Source organism: Sphingobacterium sp. GW821-FHT03E03 (assembly GCF_059420745.1).
In genome coordinates, this window is sequence record NZ_JBWKUH010000019.1 from 77,037 (window position 1) to 98,606 (window position 21,570).

Here is a 21,570-nt window from a genome sequence, read left to right on the forward strand (position 1 = left end):
GTATTATCGTTTTCTTATCTCCACATAAATCCTCCAATCCTAAAAAAACGGAGGAATTTATTGATCACTGTTAGCGCCGGCTTCTTAATCTTCCACTTTAATCCACTTATCCCTGTTGGCGGAGCATCAAAGTCCTGTACTGTAGCATTACCCGTTCTCATATGTGTTGGCGGCTGCATTTTATGTTTCTCAACAACCAGTATGCTATCGTAATAATGCAAGGAGTTAACCGAACGTGTAAATTCATTAACCTTTAGTCCTCGTTGTTCTGAATGATGGGCATTGATGTAATCAATAAAATTCTTACTGTATTCGATAAAAGTGCCATTCCGCTTATGCCCACCACCATAAAAAACTTGGTAAGAGGTATGCAAATCTTCGCATAGATAGACACCATCCTCTTTTACATGTCCAAATAATTCTTCAAATGTAATAATCTGTTGTAGCATGGTATGCCCGCCATCATCTATCAGGATATCTATTGGCGGGATCGATTCTTTTACTTTACGTAGAAATTTACGGTCTGACTGAGATCCGATAAATATTTCTACGTTCTCCTCTTCTAGTTCTTTACAATTGGGGTTGATGTCTACCCCATAGATTTTTGCTTTGTCGCCAAAATATTTCTTCCACATCTGAAGGCTTCCACCCTGAAAGACACCTATTTCAAGCACAACAATCTCTTTATCTTTAAATCGACGGAAATGGCGATCGTATACGTCGAAATAATGCATCCATTTGTTTATCAGCTTCGCATTGTTATTTCGGAAATATTCCTCTAATTCGTTCATATTAGACACAAATAAATGGTTTAGACAATTTGTGTTTTGAAGCTAATTAAATATAATCGAAAAGTCAAGTTTTTTTGCCGGAAAAACTTATGAGATATTCACATATATACCTTATAATTAGGCATTCCTCAGCGGGGAAGATTTGAGACAGAAATGACCGTTCACTTGTATAAAAAGATGAACAAGAAGCTGTCAAAAAAGGAAAAGAGCCTCGCTGGAGAATTGAACTGCTGAAATGAGGCTCTAGGAGGATATGAATAAAAAAATAGGGTATCCGTTTCTTTTGGACACCCCCACTGACATTGGATTATAATTAAACTAGAAATTTCTTTTTCCTAGATATTCATCTTCTTTAGCCGTCATCTTTGCTTTATCGGCTGGCTTTTTGTCCGGATATCCACAAAGGTGCATGACACCGTGAATAATGACGCGATGCAACTCATCACGTTCACCAACCTTAAATTTTTGTGCATTTTCCAGGATACGTTCCACGCTGATAAAAATATCGCCAGCAATGGTATCTTCATCCTCTGATGAATCAAAAGTCACGATGTCGGTATACGTATCGTGGTTCAGGTATTCTTTATTGATCTCCAACAGATAGGCATCCGAACAGAGGATAAAACTCAGCTCGCCTATGCGTTTAAATCCCTCACCTTTAATCGCATCAGCGATCCATTGACGAATCTTACCTTTTTCTTTTAATTTGAAATCTATGTCTTCTGTAAAAAATAATATGCTTTTCATCTGTAACTTTGTATTAAGTGAACCCGTTATACCCGGCTTGATTTCATCGCCTAAATAGACAATATGCTGTTAAGATCGACATTGCTCCATCAATAAACGAGTCATCTAACGCTAGCGGCTCATGCCATAAAATTCGTATTTAAAAATTCCGACCCTCCATATAGCTTTGCAAGATAATTGTCGCAGAGACGGTGTCAACCAGGCCTTTCTGTTGACGGTCCTTTTTCTTCTTTCCACTTTGAGCGATGGCTGCAGAGGCCATTTTTGAAGTAAACCGTTCATCGATTTCCACAACTGGAATGGTAGGATAGGTCTTTTTCAATTTGCGCATAAACCCGACCACATGCGAAGCTGACTCCGAATCCGATCCGTCCAGCTGTTTGGGCTTACCGACAACGAATGTTTCGATCTGTTCCGTTTGGAGGTAATCCGTTAGAAAAGTCCAAATATCCTGCGGATGTATTGTTGTCAGGGCCGTAGCAATAATTTGCATCGGATCCGTCACTGCAACCCCAATTCGTTTTGTACCGTAATCAAATGCCATTAACCTCATGGAAAATCGTTTTTTACAAAAGTACAATTTAGATTTGAGTATCAAGATATGCGTATTGAGATTCTGCTTCTACACGCTATAGGCCTATGAAGTGTCATCATTTTTTTATTTTTTACTGTGTAAAACCTGAATTCACTAAAAAAGCTATAACTTTGATAGACTATTTAAAATATAAATGAGAAAAACAGTTATTGCCAGCCTTTTTGTTGCATTTTGCCTATATGGTCATGCCCAGAGCAATTATGAGCAACAAATTTTGGCTCAGCGCAAGGAAAAAGCTTTGGAATTGGCCAAAGAGCAATTTGGCCCATTGAAAGCCGATCAAGTGGCATCTTTAGATTACTTTCCTATAAGCCCTAACTATAAGGCTAAAGCTAAGATAGAGGTCTTATTTGATGAACCTGTATTTCGTATGCCAACCTATGACGGTACCAGCAATGAGTACAAACGCTATGCGATTGTGACATTTCAATTGAATGGGGCTGAAAGGACATTAAATATTTACCAAAGTGTGGCCTTATTTCAAAATCCTGCCTACAAAAAACATTTATTTTTACCATTTTTAGATCAGACAAACGGCCAGGAGAGTTATAGTGGTGGACGGTATATTGACCTGTCCACGGATGACATCAAGGGTAGTACCATTGAAATAGATTTTAATAAGGCTTACAATCCTTATTGCGCCTATAGCAACGGTTATCGTTGTCCAGTTCCCCCAGTAGAAAACAATTTAGAAACAAAAATTATGGCAGGAGAAAAAGCCTTTCATAAAGCGAAGAATGAACGGCCGGTCAACCTGAATGCCGGACAGGAATTTACAGAAGCTGACAAGAAGATTATTCTATCAGGTGATGAAAACACAATTCTTCGTGTATTACAAACTACCGATGAAAAAGATCTAAAGGTATTGAAAGCGACAAGCAGTGATGTTAAGTACAATGCCCCACTGTTAGAAACACTTTCAAAGCGGATGTTTGCAACCGTTCGGGATCCAAATCATCCAGGGGTAGGAATAGCGGCACCTCAAATTGGGATCAACAAAAACCTGATCTGGGTGCAACGGTTTGACAAGCCAGAACAACCTTTCGAGTTTTATGTAAACCCAAAAATCCTGTGGCGTTCAAAGCTAAAACGGAAGGGTGCAGAAGGCTGTCTATCCATCCCAAATCGCAAAGAAGATGTTCTGCGGAGCTATGCGATCCGTTTACAATACATCAATCAGGAGGGAAAAGTTATCGAAGAAAATATTGAAGGATTTACAGCAGTTATTTTCCAACATGAAACAGATCACCTCTTCGGCATATTATTTCCTGACCGTCTGGAAGAGCAGGAAAAAGACAGCTATGTACCACTAAATGATAAGATTGATTTTTCCATCCTGCCAAAGACTTTGACACCATAGCAACAGATTTATTGGATCTGGCTGAAATATACCTATCCTTCTGAAAATCACAAATGCACCTATAAAAAGAGCCCCCATGAACTGCTTCATGGGGGCTCAATATGATGGAATCTACTTGAGTTAGATCAATCCTTTTTCTGCCAATAGTTCAGCAACTTGAACAGCATTTGTTGCTGCACCTTTACGCAAGTTGTCTGCTACTACCCACATATTTAACGTATTCGGTTGCGATTCATCACGACGGATACGTCCTACAAAAACCTCATCTCTACCATGTGCATCTTTTGGCATTGGATATTGAAGAGTAGCAGGATCATCAACAACGATACAACCACTTTGAGCAGCTAATGCAGCACGTACATCATTTAAATCAAAGTCATTTTCAAATTCGATATTCAATGATTCGGAGTGCCCGCCCATCACTGGAATACGCACAGTTGTTGCTGTTACCTTGATTGAATCGTCACGCATGATTTTGTTTGTTTCCAAGATCATTTTCATTTCCTCTTTGGTGTAGCCATTTTCCTGGAATACATCGATATGTGGGATGACATTCAAATCAATCTGATATGGATAAGCCTTTTCGCCTTCTTTACCTGCGCGTTCGTCCATCAACTGGTTCACGGCTTTTACTCCGGTGCCTGTTACGGACTGATAAGTCGAAACTACGACACGCTTAATTTTATATTTATCATGCAATGGTTTTAACGCCACCACCATTTGAATAGTTGAGCAATTTGGATTTGCGATGATCTTGTCATCAGCAGATAACACATCGCCATTTACTTCTGGAACGACCAATTTCTTGGTCGGATCCATACGCCATGCTGAAGAATTGTCAATAACTGTAATTCCAGCTTCTGCAAATTTTGGTGCAAATTCTTTAGACGTATCACCTCCAGCGGAGAACAATGCAACATCAGGTTTCAAAGCAATAGCCTCAGATGGTGTAACCACCTTATACTTCTTTCCCTTGAATTCAATTTCCTTACCCTTGCTACGCTCTGAAGCTACTGGAATCAATTCTGTTACTGGGAAATTTCGCGCCGCCAACACGGTTAGCATCTCAGTACCTACAAGGCCTGTTGCGCCGACTACTGCCACTTTCATTTTTGTCTGTGTTTAAATTGTGTATATAAAATTTGTTATTTGATTTGTTTTTAGTTGATTCTTGAAGAATGAATTCTTCAAATTTAAAAAATATTCCCCAATTACAATATTAAAATAACAAAATATCGCTTACTCCGCTAAAAAAGTCACAACGACTCGGTTTTTTTCCACCCCAGCCAAAAAATTATTGGCCACGAACCGCGGATTTGACTAAAAAAATTGAAGTGACGATAATTCAAAAAAAATAAAAATTTTCGCTGCTCGTTCAAAAAAACAGAACAAACGATTGAAACGGTTTAAAATCTCATAAAAACAGTGCCAAGAGTCTATAAATTAACATTTTTAGAAAGATATCCTTTGCATCAAACAGTTGCTAGATACTGAAAAGCCGTTATATTTGCATCATGAAAGAAAGCATTATTATCATTGGTGCAAACGGCCAAATCGGTACTGAATTGGCAATCGCTCTGCGTAAAAAATTTGGTGCAGAAAATGTTGTCACCACAGACATCAGAGAACCACAAACAAAAAGCCCCGACGAGAATTTTGAAATTGCAAATGTGCTTGACAAAAATGGTCTCGACATATTGTTTCAAAAATATAAACCTACTCAAGTATATTTATTGGCAGCCATGCTTTCAGCAACAGGAGAGAAATATCCTGAAAAAGCCTGGGAGCTTAATATGAATGGATTGCTCAACGTGCTTGATCTAGCTGTTACGTATAAAGTTTCAAGAATATTCTGGCCAAGTTCCATTGCTGTCTTCGGTCCGCACTCACCAAAAGTAAATACGGAGCAATACTGTGTTATGGATCCGAATACGATCTATGGAATCAGCAAGCTTGCAGGTGAGCGTCTTATCGAGTGGTATCAGGAGCACCGCGGATTGGATATCCGTAGCGTAAGATATCCAGGTATTATCTCGTGGAAGACAGAACCGGGAGGTGGAACGACAGATTATGCTGTTGATATATTTTATGAGGCGCTGAAAACAGGTACTTACGAATGTTTCTTATCCGAGAATACAGCATTACCGATGTTATATATGGAAGATGCCATCCGCGGCACACTTGAGCTGATGGACGCACCACAGGAAAGTCTGAGCATCCGCCACGCCTATAATCTTGGTGGTATTACTTTTACTCCAAAAGAACTCGCACAAGAAATTAAAAAAATTCTTCCTAATTTTGCAATCTCTTACGTAGAGAATGACCCAAGACAGCAGATTGCCGATTCATGGCCTGCAAGTCTGGATGATTCATACGCAAGCAAAGACTGGAACTGGAAGCCAGAATTTGACATCCAGAAGATGACAGTCGATATGATTGAGAATCTTAAAAACAAAATATAACAATGGGAAGAGCTTTCGAATTCAGAAAAGAGCGGAAATTCAAACGCTGGGCTAAGATGGCCGTGCAATTTACACGTTTAGGTAAAGAGATCGCTATGGCGGTTAAAGAAAGCGGCCCTCACCCTGAAACCAACTCGAGACTTCGCACAGCAATACATAATGCTAAGGCTGTAAATATGCCTAAAGATCGTATTGAAGCGGCTATAAAACGTGCTTCAGAGAAAGATTCAAAAGGCTACGAAGAATATGTATATGAGGGTTATGGCCCACATGGTGTTCCGGTTTTGATCGAAACAGCGACAGATAATACCAACCGTACTGTAGGAAATATCCGCAGCTATTTTACCAAAGCCGGAGGTTCATTGGGAAAAACAGGATCCTTGGATTTTATTTTCAATCGCAAGTCCATTTTCCGTTTTGCAGCTACAGACGAATTGGATCTTGAAGAGTTGGAACTGGAGCTTATCGATGGTGGTTTGGAAGAATTATACGTTGAAGCTGATGAAGAAGGCAATGATGTTGCTGTAGTTCAGACTTCTTTTGAAGATTTCGGTAATATGCAAAAATTGCTAGAAGAGAAAGGTATTGAAGTAAGCTCAGCAAAGTTGGAGCGTATTGCTCTATCACACTCTGATATTACTGAAGAACAAGCGGCAGATGTGTTAAAGATGATCGATAAAATCGAAGAGGATGACGATGTTCAGGCGGTATACCATAATATGGCATAAGCTGTTTATCTCAAAAATATCTAAAAGAGCGCTTGTCGCTCTTTTTTTATAGAAAGGCCTCTCAGCGCCGTCAGAAAAATTACTACATTTGTAATAGACTATATCAAACTCGTAACAGGATGACTTTTGAAGAATTTTTCACGAAAAAGAAAATTGATTTAAAAGCTTTAAAAGCTTCAGATGAACCTTTATTTGAAGAGTTCAGAGCACACTATTCTGCTATGGGCGAGAAAAGTTTTGATCATAGCAAGAAATTTTGGTTCAACAAGCTTCGTAAGAGTTACCATCTGGCGGAAGAAGAAACCGTGGTCATCAAAAAACCGATCCAAACAGATCCTGTTGAGACGGCTCCGGCCGCAACGGATGCCACTGCCACAAAACCCGCAGGTTTCAAACCTAGGTTTAAAGCAACAACTCCAACAACTGAGCCGGCTGAGCAGAAAGAGGAACATACAACAGAATCTTCGACAGCAGCTGCAAATTCTACTGCAGGATTTAAGCCACGCTTTAAACCAGGGATCACTAAAAACACAGCGGCTACAGCCGAAACGTCCGCCCCTACAGATTTGTCGAACGATGCTGCGCCAGAAACGGCGAAACCAACAGGTTTTAAACCACGGTTCAAGCCGGGTGTAACGAAAGCAGCTGATAGTACTGTTAATGAGGATACATCCTCACCTACAGAGCCCTCGGACAGTTCAGCAACTGAAGCACCGAAGCCGACAGGCTTTAAGCCAAGATTCAAAGCAGGCCTAACGAAAGCAGCTGAGCCTGTGCAACCAGTATCTTCAACTTTTGATGAAGCTGGCCCCGCCAATCCATCCATTGAACCTCAACAGGAGAATATCGCTGAAACGGATGCAACCGCAGCAAACAAACCCGCAGGATTCAAGCCTAGGTTTAAGCCCGGCGTGACGAAAGCAGAAAATACAGATTCTTCACAAACAAAGGCCGCGCCAGTAGAGAACACTGTTGACAAGCAGCAAAAGGAACCCGGCGAGCAGGAAACAACAATAGCTAAACCAACGGGGTTCACTCCTCGCTTTAAAGCCGGGATAACGAAAGCGGCAAATACTGATGACAAACGGGCGGATGAACCTATTCAATCCGCAAACTCTTCGGTAGCGGATGCGACGACACCTTCAGCGACTGTGGATAGCGCTGTTACAGCGAATACATCCTCACCTTCGGAGGCCTCAGGCAGTTCGGCAACAGAGACATCGAAGCCGACAGGCTTTAAGCCAAGATTCAAAGCTGGTGTAACGAAAACAGCAAGTACTGATGACAAACAGGCGGATGAAGCTGTTCAATCCGCAAGCTCCTCAGTAGAGGATACAAGCGAAGAGCAGACAGCTGAACCGGCTTCAAAAGCAGCCCCAACATTAACGGAAAGCAGCACAACCAATCCAACTGCTGAACCACAGCAGAACGACGATACGACAAAGGAACAAACAGCAACCAACAAGCCAACAGGATTCAAACCTCGCTTTAAAGCGGGTTTAACAAAAATTGATAAAAAGGAAGAATAATTTTCATTACATTTAAACTGATTTTTTTCAATTAATTTTAAAATTCCGATTAAAACCAAAGACCAATGTTAAAGGAAGAAAGACAAGCATTTATTATACATCAGATCAATCTACATAACAAAGTTTTATCTTCAGATTTAAGTGTCCAACTTAATGTATCCGAAGATACGATCAGACGTGACTTGAACGAGCTTGCAGAAAATGGCAAAGTTTTAAAAGTCTACGGTGGAGCGCTATCCAAATCTTTTCAGTTTCCTTTTCAGGACGGAAATGTTTACGCTAAAGAGGCGAAGAAAGAAATTGCCAAGAAGGCAAGCTCATTGATCTCAAATGGTATGACTATATTGGTCGGCGGGGGAACGACCTTGATTGAACTGGCACGAACAATTCCAGACCACCTTCAATGTACATTCTTCACGATCAGTCCATTAGTTGCACTAGAACTGGCTGAAAAGCCAAATCTTGAAGTGATCTTGGTTGGTGGAAAGCTTTCACGGAATACAAATATTGTATCAGGCGCACAGGTGGCCAATGAATTGGCGGACCTAAAAGTAGATCTTTGCTTGCTGGGTACCAATTCACTCTCTGTAGAAGATGGGGTAACGGATTCAGACTGGGAAGTTGTGCAGATCAAACGTGCAATGATCAAATGCTCTAAGAAGGTTGCTATACTCAGTATTGCGGAAAAACTTAATTCCGTTCAAAAAATGAAAGTGGTACCCCTACGTGATATTTCTTATCTGATTACTGATATCAATCCGACTGATGTTTCCTTAAAAGAATTTGCGAATACAATTGCAATACTTTAATATTGCCGCTCATTTAATTTAGCATGTCATCGCAAACGGAAAATGACTCTTTAAAATCAAAAACAACAAAAGGACTGCTGTGGGGTGGCATGGCCAGCATTATTCAGCAGTTTTTGGGCTTCGGCTTCGGTATTCTACTAAATCGTAAACTAACAGCAGAAGATTACGGTTTAGTAGCCATGATTACCATATTCTCTGTTCTTGCCTCAGCATTTCAAGAGAGCGGATTTGTGTATGGGATTGTCAATAAAAAAGAAGTTCAGCATAAAGACTACAATGCTGTATTCTGGACAAGCGTCGGAATAGGTACATTTATTTATATTGTATTATTCTTTTCAGCTCCGCTGATTGCCCTTTACTACAATCAGCCTGTACTTGTTGAACTCAGTCGATTTACCTTTCTGTCTTTTTGGCTTGGAAGCTTTGGGGTTGCCCATCATGCCTACCTTTTTCGTAATTTAAAGATCAAGGAAAGAGTAATCACAGGAACATTCGCCCTCGTCGCATCAAATATCCTTGGTGTTTATCTAGCCTATAAAGATTATTCCTATTGGGCTTATGCAATACAAATTGTATCCTATAGCGGTTTTAATATGCTTGGCTTTTGGTATTTCTCCAAATTCAAACCCTCATTTACCTTTGATTTCAGTCCTATCCGCGATATTCTAGGGTTTAGCAGTAAGATATTAGTTACGAATATCTTTATCAATATCAATAAAAATATATATGCTGCAGTATTAGGTCGCCATTATTCCGCTGAAGAGTTGGGATATACCGTAAATCCTAATAGATGGAGTATTATGGCACAGAATATTTTGACCAATATGGTCAACAATGTCACACAACCGATTCTTCGGGAAATAGAAGATGATAGGGATAGACAGCTTCGTGTATTCCGCAAGCTCATCTCCTTTACGGCTTTTTTAGCCTTCCCGATGTTATTTGGTTTAACCACAGTGGCACAAGACTTCATTACGATAGCCATCACTGAAAAGTGGGAACAAAGTGCCATATTTCTTCAGATTTTCTGTATTGGAGCAGCTTTTGACTCGGTAAGTAATGTTTTCTCAAACTTAATTATCAGCAAGGGCAAGTCTCAGATCTATATGCGAAATATCGTCGTTTTTGGTTTACTTCAAATTGCTATTTTGGTCTTTGGCAAATCACTCGGTCTCGAAATATTGATCACACTAACCGCTGGATTAAACGCGCTATGGATATTTGTTTGGTACGCTTCGGCCAAACCCTATATGACCTATTCATTCAGCTATCTGATTCAGGATGTTTTTTCGTATGCTGTATTAGCAGGTATCAGCTGTTTAGCAGCACACTACGCCACGGCATCTATTGCCAACCTCTACCTTCGGTTTGCTAGTACTGTTGCTGTCGCTGTATGTGCATATATTATCGTCAATAGAATTTTTAAGCCAAGCATTCTGCTTGAGTTATTCAGCTATTTCATCACAGTTATCCGAAAAAAATAGATGGCCAAGATTCTCACCATAATCGTTTCTTATAATTTTGAACCTTGGATTCACAAATGTTTGCCCAGTTTATTGGAATCAAGCTATCAAACGGATATCCTTGTTATAGATAATAACTCAAGTGATCATACCACCCGTATCATCAAAGAAACTTACCCTACTGTCAGACTGATAGAAAGCCCCGAAAACCTCGGTTTTGGGAAGGCCAACAACATTGGACTGACCATCGCCCTAGAGAAAGATTATGACTACGCCTTTTTGGTCAATCAAGACGCTTGGATAGATCAGAACTGCATCACCAACCTGATCAAGGTAAACACCGCAAACATTGGAATTGTTTCCCCTATCCACTACGATGGCACGGAGGAAAAACTCGACCATGGGTTCTCAGTCTATACGAAGCATACGCAGCTCGAAAATTCGTATCGAACCTGCTCATTCGTCAATGCTGCTTTTTGGTTGATACCAAAAGCTGTCATCAAAAAAGTCGGCGGTTTTTCTCCAATTTTCTTCCATTATGGAGAAGATAAAGATTATGCCAACCGCATCCATTATTATGGATTGAACTTTGTGTTGGCCGAAGATGCCAAGGCTTATCACGACAGACAGCAGCGTCAAGTAGATCGCAAAGCTTTTCTAAAGAGCGAATTCGTCTATCACCTGACCGAATATTGCAATATCAATTATACGTTTACAAAGGCTTTCTCAATGGCTATACTAGCGAGCGTAAAGAAAATGCTGTCTTCTTTAGGTAAAGGTCGTATTTTTGAAACAAGAAGTTATTTCAATATTGCTTTTAGGCTATTGGGTAAGACCAGCCAAGTTCGTCATACCCGACAGGCCAATAAAAAAGCATATAATAAAATTTTTTGATCGATGAACAGTCTTGCTCCAGTTCTACTCTTTGTGTATAATCGTCCAGCGCATACACTAAAGACCCTTACTGCACTTGAGAAAAACAAGCTTGCAGACCAAACGACTGTTTATATTTATTCAGATGCAGCAAAGGATGAACGTGCAGCTCAAGCTGTAGAAGAAGTACGTAAGATTATAAAAAAGCCTTGGTCTTTTAAACAGATCAAAATTGTCGAGCGGAACAAAAATTGGGGCCTAGCGGCAAATGTCATCGACGGTGTTACCAAAGTCGTGAACGAACATGGACAGATTATAGTCTTAGAAGATGATCTTGAAACATCGGAATTTGCCCTCGATTACTTTAATAAAGCACTAGACCGCTATAAAGAGGACGAACCGGTGATGCAGATCAGTGGCTATGGTTATCCGGTAAAAAACCTGAATGAGCTTCCTGAAACGTTTTTCTTTCGGGTCGCCAATAGCTGGGGTTGGGCAACATGGGATCGTGCATGGCAACATTTCAACCCAAACATCGATGAGCTTGTTTCCGATTTTTCGGAGGAACAGATTCATCAGTTCAGTATTGAAGGAAAAGAGAACTTTTGGAAACAGGTACAGGAGCTCCGCACTGGAAAGATCAACTCCTGGGCAATACGTTGGTACGCTTCGGTATTCAAAAAAAATGGACTAGTTTTGTATCCGAGGAATTCGATGACACAGAATATCGGTAACGATGGTTCGGGCACTCATACAGCTGCAGAATCAACCTATCAGGTCACTTTAGCAGATCATCCTGTACATGCTTTCCCTACCGAAATAGCGGAGAATGTACAAGGGTATGAAGCTATCAAATATTTCTACGCACATCGGAAAGGTTCTTTATTCAATCGGGGCATCCGATTCCTCAAGAAAAAAATTAACAAATTCAATAAATAGACATGTCTGCTCATCCAAAATTTTCAATCATCACTGTCGTTTACAATAATGTGCGGGATATTGAGCATACCATCACATCTGTTGTTAACCAGACTTATGACAATATTGAATATATCGTCATTGACGGGGAATCATCCGATGGCACTTTAGCCGTTATTCAAAAATATCAGGATAAAATTGCGGTCTTATTATCTGAAAAAGACAAAGGAATTTACGATGCGATGAACAAAGGCCTTGCTTTGGCTACAGGTGACTATGTTCTCTTTTTGAATTCCGGTGATGAAATATACGATCTCAATAGCATCGAAAACCTAGCGAAGCTCAGTGATGGTGCCGATATCCTCTATGGTGAAACGATACTGATAGATGACAATAGGGCTTTTATTGGTGAACGAAGACATAAGGCACCTGCAAGTTTTGACTGGAAGAGTTTTCGTTATGGCATGAATATCTGTCACCAGGCCATCTACATCAAACGGAGTATTGCAGAACCGTATGATCTCAATTACAAACTATGCGCTGATATAGATTGGGTCATTCGCTGTGCTAAAAAGGCAAATAAATCTGTTAATGCGCATCAATATGTAGCTCGCTATCTCGTCGGCGGGATGTCAAAACAGAAACATAAGGAGTCGCTAAAAGAACGCTTCGCTATCTTCAAACACTATTACGGCACCATTCCCAATTTATTCAATCATGGGATTATCGCTTTAAAAGCGATCTGGTACCGCATCAATTACGGAAAACCCAAAGACTAATGCTAAATCCTGAAATCCTCACTGAACTTGTAACAGTTAAAATGCCTTTCGGCAAATATCAAGGCTACACGTTATGCAATCTTCCGGAGCCTTATTTGGTCTGGTACAATCAAAAAGGGTTCCCTAAAGGCAAATTAGGTCAGCAACTGGCCACACTTTATGAGATCAAACTAAACGGCTTGGAGTATCTTCTGGAACCTTTGAAGAAAAGGTGACGAAGGTCATTTCCTTCCATTTATTATTTTTCGTAGCTTTGCAGTGAATTTATTTTTGCATTAAACGCCGTTTGCAGCGGTATCAATGAATATCATGACACAATATCAAACATTGCTGTACTATTGTTACAGCCCTATCGAAAACGCAGAACAGTTTGCTACTGATCACCTTGAATTTTGTAAATCACTTGACTTAGTAGGGCGTATTATCGTCGCTGATGAAGGCTTGAATGGTACTGTTTCCGGTACGACTGAGGCTTGTCAGCAATATATGGATGCAATTTATGCGGATGGTCGTTTTAACAAAACAGAATTTAAAATCGATAACGTTGAAGAACCTTCTTTCATCAAAATGCACTGTCGCTATAAAGCTGAAATCGTACACTCTGGTCTGAGAGACCCTAAAGAAATCGATCCAAACCGCCAAACAGGTGTGCATTTGGAGCCAAAAGATTTTTTGGCGATGAAAGACCAGGAAGATGTCGTTGTATTGGATGTGCGTTCAAACTACGAGCATAATGTAGGTCACTTTAAAAATGCGGTGACTTTGGACATTGACAACTTCCGCGAATTTCCAGAAAAAATCAAAGAGCTTGAACAATATAGAGGAAAAAAAATATTAACCTACTGTACAGGCGGGATCAAATGTGAAAAAGCTTCTGCCCTATTGTTAAAAGAGGGGTTTGAGGACGTCTACCAATTGCATGGTGGAATCATTAAATATGGAAAAGAAGCTGGTGGCGAAGATTTCGAAGGCCAATGTTATGTATTTGACAATCGTGTCACAGTCGATGTTAACTCAGTCAACCCATCTGTTGTATCAACCTGTTTCAATTGTGGCAAACAGACAACCAAGATGATCAATTGCGCTAATCCTGTGTGTAATGAGCATTTCACACAATGCGATGAGTGTGGTCAGGAAATGGATGGTTGTTGTTCGGCAGCATGTAAGGAAAGTCCGAATAAACGAGAATATGATGGTACAGGATACTATGTTAAAGTTCCTCAACCTGTTAATGTAGACAAAATCAGCAAAAGAAAACATAAGAATTTTCCACCTAAAGTAACGGTAGAAAATTAATTCAATACAACATAAAAAAGTCGGTAACTGATCAGTTACCGACTTTTTTATGTTATAAGATTGCTTTACTTCGCAAACATTCCTGCGATCGAGTCAAGGATATTTCCTTTGGATTGACCATCGTTACTTTTATCAAAGAAGCTGCCGGCCAAACCGCCCAACATATCAGTCATACTACCGCCTGTAGAAGCCTGTTGTGTTTCTTGTGCAGGCTCTTCCTGTCCGCCGCCTAGAAATGAACCGAGAATCCCTCCTAGCATACCACCCCCAGCACCTTGCTGTCCACCACCACCTAAAACAGATCCGATCAGGTCACCAATACCCCCGCCACTGGACGCCTGTTTTTGTTGACCTAAGTAACTCATGACAATAGGCGCTAACGTTGCTAAAACCCCAGTTACCTGAGCAGAGCTAATACCAGCTTTATCGGCAATATTCTGTGTCACCACCTCTGTGTTTTGTCCAAACATATGGTTGACAATCTTGTTCCCGTCGTCAGATCCACCCTCGCCAAATAAATCACCTATCTTATCGAAGATACCTCCACCGCTATGTTGATCGATCGCTTTGTCGATGTTTTCCGATTGACCTTTGTTTTTTGCATTGTAGTTCAATGCTGCAATCATTAAAGGAACAGCCGCTGCCACAATCCATTTTGCTTTGGATTCACTGACGCCTGTCATTTTAGAAATGGCTTCTATTGCTTTCGAGCCAACTCCTCCTGTAACTAAGTCTGTTAAGTTCATAAGTCTTCGTTTATAGTTACTATGAAGATAACGAATTTTTATGAGGAGTTTAGAAAATATATGCCGACAACAGAAAGCCCTGTGGAGTCTTCACTACACAGGGCTTTTACATAATCAGTCGTTCAACTTAATAACTCTTATAGATTGCAATATCATCCAGGCCGAGCCTTCCATTATTAATGACATTGTTGCTGGTTCCCAATCCAAGCTTGGTGACCCGAAAACGAACAGCTCCTTGAACATTCATTAAAAATACAGCCTGTTTTGAATTCATACTCTGCGAAGTTGGATGTGCGTCAGCGATGGATTCACCTATTTGCTTCCAAGTCGCGCCCTGATCGGTAGAATATTCCAGCTTAAACGTGCATGACCGATCTGTATAATATGAACCATACCAAAGTGTCACTTTTGAAGCGCCATTTGGTACATCAAAATTCATCTGTACATGACCATCCACACTTAAATTCTGTTGCATGCGTATCGCATTTTTACCGGAAACAATTCGGTCACGACCAGCAGTAGTACCCAATATTGCCTGATATAACTTCCATTGCCCAGTTGAAAAAGGCACATCGTTCTTTTCGCCCATATCGTAACTTCCTTTCACACTCGCGTCTACAGCATCAAAAGTCTCCGGCCATCCAGCATATAGTTTACCACTTGCATAGGCCATGTCGGAGTAGTCCTGCATTCGGATTTGCAATTTATCCCCCTCTCTGAATGCTATTCCTCTGAAAGAGGCGCTGGGAGCAATAGACTGTGCCGCAAATGTTGCATTGTCCTCGGTATGTAAGGTAATCTCATTTTTATCTCCATCCATCAAGATCTTATCGCCTTTTAGGGCTGTTCCGGTTGCAGGCTCTGGCTCGACATCAGCAGTAACATCAATATAAGTTGATTCAAATTCGTCGAATTTCGCTTTGAGGTTCGCGACCGATACGGCCAATGGAGCAACATCCTTATTTGAGGCAAAGACATTGACCTGTTGATTATTAACAGAAGATAAAACCATTAGGCCAGATTTTTTGACCAATTTTGTACCATCGATATTGATCTGAACAGAGTCACCAAATTTGAAACTCGAGGCATCAGTAACCTCTACTAATATTCCTCTACGTTGATTGCGCCAAATATTCTGAACAGCAATGGTATTTTCGGGCAAATTCTTATTCTCAGCGCGCGAAACCACAAGCGCTTTTACATACTTTGCGCCCAGCGCACTTGATTCGTTGAGCTGTAGGTCCGTATTTTTATAGAGGCTACGTAATGTATACAATGATATTTCAGGATTTAATTCTCCTATTGACTCATTGATATCTTCTTTACAGCCTGTCAGGAACGTTGACATCGCCAACGCAGTCCATATTACTAACTTTAACTTTTTCATGAACTAGTTGATTGTAGGTTGCCACCACATTTTTTCATTTATTCCATCTCCGCCCATGCGACCGACCGCATCTTGGTAATTTTCCCTATTAAGTGATTGGACAATAATTGGGTAATTTAATCTGACCGGCATCTTTCCATTGTTTAATAAACCTGGCCCTTTGTACAGATCCAGCAACTGTGTTCGACGATATTCATACCATTGTTGAAAATCGGTAAACATCATGGCATAGTATTTTTGCAGATGCACTTTTTTCAGTTTTTCAGTTTCGGGGTCAGTGTTAGAAAAAGCTACTTTTGGATTTGTTAGATAAGTTGCTGGCGCTGTTGTTCCCCAAAATTCCATAGCTGCGTTTACTCCTTTCAAATTTGCGGCCGAAGCATCGACATTCGCATAGCCCCTGATACCACATTCGGCGATAATAAACTGCAATTCAGCATAATTCATCATATTTCCCATACGTGCATCTGACTTTAATGCAAGATGTAAAGTAGATTGGATCTCGGGGACATTTCCCCTTTTGTAACCGGATTGCATTCCGCCGTATACGCCCAGCGTTGCTTCAGTCGCCCAGATCTTCAAACGAGGATCGCCCAGGTCCATCAAATTATTAATAAAAAACTCGCCATAGCCTTTTGTACGATTGAAATCAATATCACGCAGCGTGAAATTAGGATTCATATACGGCTGCACATTCGTATAATACAATGCAGCAGTCTCGGCATTGCTTTGCATAATCGGATATTCAGCAGTATTGATCTCTAATATTTCTTTAATCTTCGCAACAGCATTTGTTTCCGTTTTATGAGCCAGCCGCAATAGCAACCGTAAGTACAAGGAATTCCCAAATCTGCGCCATTTCACCGGATCTGAATTATAAATCGGATCCATCGCTGTATTGGCCGATTCTACCGCAACATTCTCTTTCAATAAGGTATTGGCCTCCTCCAGTTTTCGGAAAATATCCTTGTAGATATCCTCCTGTTTATCAAATTTAGGCGTAAGATTACCTTCGGAAAAACCTTTGTTACTATCGAAATACGGCACATCACCATACATATCAGTGATTAGCGAACTTACCCAAGCATCAAGAACCAGGGAGATCCCCATATAAGTCTGATAACCGGTCTGTTGTGCAGCGTTAGCCTTTTGGTATATATCTCTAATATTGGTCAATTGTACATACCAACCGGACCAACTTGATTCTGATTCTGACGGTCTTATTTCATAACGCTGGATTTCCAGATTATCATTTACGGTAACAGTCACCTGCATTAACTCATTATTGATCCTTAAATTGCGCGAAAGATTAGTTCCCAACACATTAACCAATGCTGGGGCAATTAAGCTTTGTGGCGCAGCAGCAGCAATTGCATTGGGGTTAGTATTTTTCTCTACGAAGTCCTTAGTACAGCCCTGAAATACTAAACTTCCGAGCATCAGTAGACATGTTATACGGATATATTTTTTCATAATGTCAATAATTAAAATGAAAACGATAGATTTACGCCCATTGTTCGCGTCGAAGGAAACTGAGCGATTTCAGCTCCTTTCTCAATTCCACTGCCAGTCAACGAAGCAAATTCTGGATCAAAAGCAGGCCATTTAGTAAATACAAAAAGATCCCGTCCATATACACCAATAGATGCCTTTTCGATCTTGTAACGACTTAGGAAAGATTTCGGTAATGAATAGTCGAATCGCACTTCTCTAAGTTTGATAAAGTCAGTAGAAAACGTATTTGATTCAATATTATCACGGTTAAAATGTCTGGAATAGTACTCTCCTGCTGTTGCAACAGCCGTATTTTTGCTATAACTTCCATCTGGATTCAGCACAACACCGTCACCAATAATTCCATTATATCGTCCGGGAAGAGTCTTCTTTAATTTCCCTTCTTCCATTAATACGGCATGTGTCAATGAATAGCCTACTCCACCAAATTGACCGTCAAATAAGAAATTAAATCGGAAACCTTTGTACTTGAATTCATTACCCCAGCCAAATTTTGTGGTTGGATTAGGATTGCCGATATATATGCTTTCTTGTGTCAAAACCGGCACTCCATCCGCATAAACAATCTTTCCTTCGGGACTTCTTTCATAGCCTAAGCCCCAAATATCACCAAATCGGCGCCCTGGAATCGCTATAATGGAACCACGACTACCAAATAAGCTAGAAAGGACAAGCTGTCCTTCTAAAGCCGCTGGAATAGAAATTACTTTCGAATCGTAGTTTGAAAAATTACCATACATATTCCAATTTAATTTATCGTGATTTTTCAAGATATCACCGGATAGGGCAATTTCAATTCCTTTATTTCGGACCTCTCCTGCATTTGTATATCTGGTTCTATACCCACTTGAGGGATCAACCGGCGTTTCAATCAGTTGTTTTGATGTCGAAGTGCTATATACCGTTAGATCCAATTTAATTCGATCTTTAAACATCCGAAAGTCTGTTCCCAATTCATAGGAAACAGTATTTTCAGGAGCTAAATTTTCATCGGGAACCCTTGTTGGATTTGCCAGTCCACCATTAAAACCTATTGCACTAAAATAACCATAAGAATTTCCATAAGGTTCTTGACCTCCTCCTCCAACACCTGCTATTGAAGCTCTCAACTTCCAGTAATTGATTGACTTAGGCAACTCAAAAATTTGGCTTAATATAAAACTGGAGTTAACTGAGGGATAAAAAAAGAAAGGAACCTTCCCTGTCACGGGAGAAGCCAATGTACTTGCCCAGTCAACGCGTCCTGTAAAGTCGATAAAATATTTTTCTTTATAGCTATAATTAGCAAGACCATATATGCTATGAATAGCCATCTCTTTTCTAAAAGGCTGATAGAGAACTCTTTCCCTCGCATTCGCAAAATTATACTGATTTGGGTAAATCAAGCTATTGGCAGTAGCATCATCTCTAATATACTTCTTATTTATTAGAGCTCCTCCCGCAGAAAGGCCAAAACGATGATCTTGTGAACGTTGATTATTATACTGCAAAAGGAAATCAGAATTGCGCTCTTCTGAGTAGATAGATTGTTCCCGATAGTAACCAAAGGCATATTTATTTGTATCAAAAGGTCTTGACTGCTTACGTTTGTCGTAGCCCATATCAATTCCGGTCCGGAGCATCAAACTTAATTCATTGGTAAATTTATAGTCCAATTGCACATTTCCAATCAAGTTATTTTTGTTCTGCCCATTCACCATATCATAAGATATCGTTCTTGGATTATCCAAAAGCGTAGAAAATGGTGTCATTTGCTCAATGCCTTCCTTTCCTGGAATCCAATTTTGATCCAACCAAGCTGCATCTATATTCGGAGCTATACCGCGAATAAAATACATGTAGCTTTGGTTATTGTAACCGCTATTGGGTAGGTTATCTGATCCTCTATTATTAAAATTGATTTTTGTGGATAGGCTCAGTTTATCAGTGATCTTGTTGCTAAACTGCGTTGCAATCGTGTGTCGATTATACCCCATGTTGGGAATAATCCACTTATTGGTTACATTGGTATATGAAAAACGAGCTGTTGTCTTATCCGTAGATCCAGAAACACTAATGGAATTAGTCGAAGTTAATTCTGTTTGAAACAGGTCCTTACGATTATTTTTGTATGGTCGCCAAAGTGTACGTTCAGTAGGCGTCTGTCTATAATTAGCGGGATCGTATTGATAGAAATATTGTCCATCAAATTTTGGCCCCCATGCAGATGATGTACTCAAGGTACTTGCGCCATCCTCTGATTGTCCATAAGAATAATACAAATCCTGTCCTATCGCACCTTGTCCATATTCATATTGATAATCAGGCCACCTGTTCATTGTTCCAATTGCTGTATTTGAATTGACACTAATACCAATTCTATTCTGTATCCCCTTTCCTTTTTTGGTTGTAATAATAATTGCCCCTCGCGCTCCACGATAACCATACAAGGCTGCCGCTCCAGGTCCTTTCAAAACGGACACGGATTCAATATCCTCGGGATTGATATCAGCCAAAGATGATCCAAAATCGACAGGAGAATCACTATCCAAATAATTAGAGTTTCCAGTACCTGTCATCTCCTTTCCGCCGCCCATAATAATCCCGTCCACTACAATTAATGCGTCATTATCACCCGTCATTGAGGTTTCCCCACGCAAGATAACTTTATTTGACCCCAATGGCCCAGCACCCGATTTCACCAAATTTAAACCAGCAACTTTTCCCGTTAACGCATCTGTCCAGTTGTTTGAAATTGCATTGGTCAATTCCTCCCCCTTTACCGTACTAATGGAGTAACCAAGTGCTTTCTCTTCACGTTGAATACCCAGTGCCGTTACAACAACCTCATTTAGTGCCTCAGAAGTAACATTTAACGCAATCTGCACAGTTGACTGCTCTGTCGTAAAGATCTTCGTTTGCGCCTCATAGCCAATTAATTGAAAACGAATCGAAGCACCTGCTTCAATCTCTATTTCAAAATTTCCCATTCGATCTGTCGTCCCTTTGGCTACCCCGCCAGCAAGGATAGATACCGATGCTAGGGGCTCCTGTGTCTTGCTATCTAAAACTTTTCCTTTTACCTTAATCTTGGCTTGATTAAACGAATGTACAACTTTACCATGCTCCACTGGAGCCGCTGTCGCCGTAAGATCCATATTGCCTGCGATCGCCAATGCAATGAAGAGCAACTTTGAGGAGGAGTGCCTCAGATTAATTTGGATAGGGTTAATACTAAACATAGATATGAATGTAAATTGTAATTTTTCAATTTGGCACAAAAATATATTCTTAACAAAAAGTTAGTTTTAATTTAATGTTTTCTTTGTGTTAAGAATTGTTTCGAATTAGATTTCCTTTCGCAAATACAGCAATCTATTGTAATACCGATTGATGTATCTAAAATGATCTAACTGGCTCTAAATTGCAATTATCAGGTTCAAATAAAATTGTTAGTTCTGGTTATTGTTTATTAAACAATCGAAAATAATTAATATTCTCTAAAAAACGAAATAAATCGAAATTATTTAAAATATAGATCGTAATAAAAAACACAAATAGACCTCACTTAATTGTAACTTAATGAAAACATT

Annotated in this window: 19 protein-coding genes; 11 read left to right on the plus strand and 8 right to left on the minus strand. The window is 40.0% G+C overall.

The window, feature by feature from the left end; translation table 11 throughout:
• Positions 1-14: 14 nt before the first annotated feature.
• The 3 genes from AC07UV_RS18685 to ruvX form a co-directional block, all read right to left on the minus strand.
• The gene (locus AC07UV_RS18685) at positions 15-791 is read right to left on the minus strand and encodes a class I SAM-dependent methyltransferase (protein WP_282251728.1); all 777 of its coding nucleotides are present in this window, start codon (positions 789-791) and stop codon (positions 15-17) included.
• Positions 792-1,109: 318 nt separating this feature from the next.
• Positions 1,110-1,538 (minus strand): rRNA maturation RNase YbeY, encoded by a 429-nt coding sequence (ybeY, locus tag AC07UV_RS18690; protein ID WP_495184840.1) that lies wholly within the window; start codon positions 1,536-1,538, stop codon positions 1,110-1,112.
• A gap of 139 nt (positions 1,539-1,677) precedes the next feature.
• Positions 1,678-2,091 carry a Holliday junction resolvase RuvX gene (gene ruvX, locus AC07UV_RS18695; RefSeq protein ID WP_282251724.1) on the minus strand — a complete coding sequence of 138 codons (414 nt, stop codon included), beginning with the start codon at positions 2,089-2,091 and terminating at the stop codon, positions 1,678-1,680.
• A 175-nt stretch (positions 2,092-2,266) separates the two neighbouring features.
• On the opposite strand from ruvX, the gene def reads away from it, so the two are divergent.
• Positions 2,267-3,493 (plus strand): peptide deformylase, encoded by a 1,227-nt coding sequence (gene def / locus AC07UV_RS18700; protein WP_495184841.1) that lies wholly within the window; start codon positions 2,267-2,269, stop codon positions 3,491-3,493.
• Between the two features lie 120 nt (positions 3,494-3,613).
• On the opposite strand, the gene AC07UV_RS18705 is transcribed toward def, so the two are convergent.
• On the minus strand, positions 3,614-4,603 hold the full coding sequence (locus AC07UV_RS18705; protein ID WP_282251719.1) for an aspartate-semialdehyde dehydrogenase: 990 nt from the start codon (positions 4,601-4,603) through the stop codon (positions 3,614-3,616).
• Between the two features lie 404 nt (positions 4,604-5,007).
• Between AC07UV_RS18705 and AC07UV_RS18710 the strand changes: the two genes are divergently transcribed.
• From AC07UV_RS18710 to trhO, 10 genes are all read left to right on the plus strand, one after another.
• Positions 5,008-5,955, plus strand: coding sequence for an NAD-dependent epimerase/dehydratase family protein (locus AC07UV_RS18710; protein WP_223581435.1), 948 nt, complete (start codon positions 5,008-5,010; stop codon positions 5,953-5,955).
• 2 nt (positions 5,956-5,957) lie between these two features.
• Complete coding sequence (locus AC07UV_RS18715) at positions 5,958-6,683, plus strand: YebC/PmpR family DNA-binding transcriptional regulator (RefSeq protein WP_120260406.1); 726 nt, start codon at positions 5,958-5,960, stop codon at positions 6,681-6,683.
• Positions 6,684-6,802: 119 nt separating this feature from the next.
• Positions 6,803-8,212, plus strand: a complete 1,410-nt coding sequence (locus AC07UV_RS18720) for a hypothetical protein (RefSeq protein ID WP_495184842.1) — start codon at positions 6,803-6,805, stop codon at positions 8,210-8,212.
• Positions 8,213-8,277: 65 nt separating this feature from the next.
• Positions 8,278-9,021: a DeoR/GlpR family DNA-binding transcription regulator gene (locus AC07UV_RS18725; RefSeq protein WP_104383594.1), complete on the plus strand. Its 744-nt coding sequence runs from the start codon at positions 8,278-8,280 to the stop codon at positions 9,019-9,021.
• A 23-nt stretch (positions 9,022-9,044) separates the two neighbouring features.
• Entirely contained in the window at positions 9,045-10,505 is a 1,461-nt protein-coding gene (locus AC07UV_RS18730; protein WP_495184843.1) for a lipopolysaccharide biosynthesis protein, read from the plus strand.
• Positions 10,506-11,378 (plus strand): glycosyltransferase family 2 protein, encoded by an 873-nt coding sequence (locus AC07UV_RS18735; RefSeq protein WP_495184844.1) that lies wholly within the window; start codon positions 10,506-10,508, stop codon positions 11,376-11,378.
• A gap of 3 nt (positions 11,379-11,381) precedes the next feature.
• Positions 11,382-12,296: a glycosyltransferase gene (locus tag AC07UV_RS18740; RefSeq protein WP_495184845.1), complete on the plus strand. Its 915-nt coding sequence runs from the start codon at positions 11,382-11,384 to the stop codon at positions 12,294-12,296.
• A gap of 2 nt (positions 12,297-12,298) precedes the next feature.
• Complete coding sequence (locus tag AC07UV_RS18745; RefSeq protein ID WP_495184846.1) at positions 12,299-13,054, plus strand: glycosyltransferase family 2 protein; 756 nt, start codon at positions 12,299-12,301, stop codon at positions 13,052-13,054.
• Positions 13,054-13,269: a DUF3820 family protein gene (locus AC07UV_RS18750; protein WP_046673143.1), complete on the plus strand. Its 216-nt coding sequence runs from the start codon at positions 13,054-13,056 to the stop codon at positions 13,267-13,269. Before AC07UV_RS18745 ends, AC07UV_RS18750 begins: the two co-directional genes overlap by 1 nt.
• Before the next feature lie 94 nt (positions 13,270-13,363).
• A complete protein-coding gene (gene trhO, locus AC07UV_RS18755) occupies positions 13,364-14,350 on the plus strand; it encodes an oxygen-dependent tRNA uridine(34) hydroxylase TrhO (RefSeq protein ID WP_495184847.1) in 987 nt (328 codons plus the stop codon).
• Between the two features lie 65 nt (positions 14,351-14,415).
• On the opposite strand, the gene AC07UV_RS18760 is transcribed toward trhO, so the two are convergent.
• The 4 genes from AC07UV_RS18760 to AC07UV_RS18775 form a co-directional block, all read right to left on the minus strand.
• Entirely contained in the window at positions 14,416-15,096 is a 681-nt protein-coding gene (locus AC07UV_RS18760; protein ID WP_495184848.1) for a DUF937 domain-containing protein, read from the minus strand.
• 127 nt (positions 15,097-15,223) lie between these two features.
• Positions 15,224-16,483 carry a DUF5689 domain-containing protein gene (locus AC07UV_RS18765; RefSeq protein ID WP_495184849.1) on the minus strand — a complete coding sequence of 420 codons (1,260 nt, stop codon included), beginning with the start codon at positions 16,481-16,483 and terminating at the stop codon, positions 15,224-15,226.
• Between the two features lie 3 nt (positions 16,484-16,486).
• Positions 16,487-17,956 (minus strand): SusD/RagB family nutrient-binding outer membrane lipoprotein, encoded by a 1,470-nt coding sequence (locus AC07UV_RS18770; RefSeq protein WP_495184850.1) that lies wholly within the window; start codon positions 17,954-17,956, stop codon positions 16,487-16,489.
• An 11-nt stretch (positions 17,957-17,967) separates the two neighbouring features.
• Positions 17,968-21,219 (minus strand): SusC/RagA family TonB-linked outer membrane protein, encoded by a 3,252-nt coding sequence (locus AC07UV_RS18775; protein WP_495184851.1) that lies wholly within the window; start codon positions 21,217-21,219, stop codon positions 17,968-17,970.
• Between the last annotated feature and the right edge of the window lie 351 nt (positions 21,220-21,570).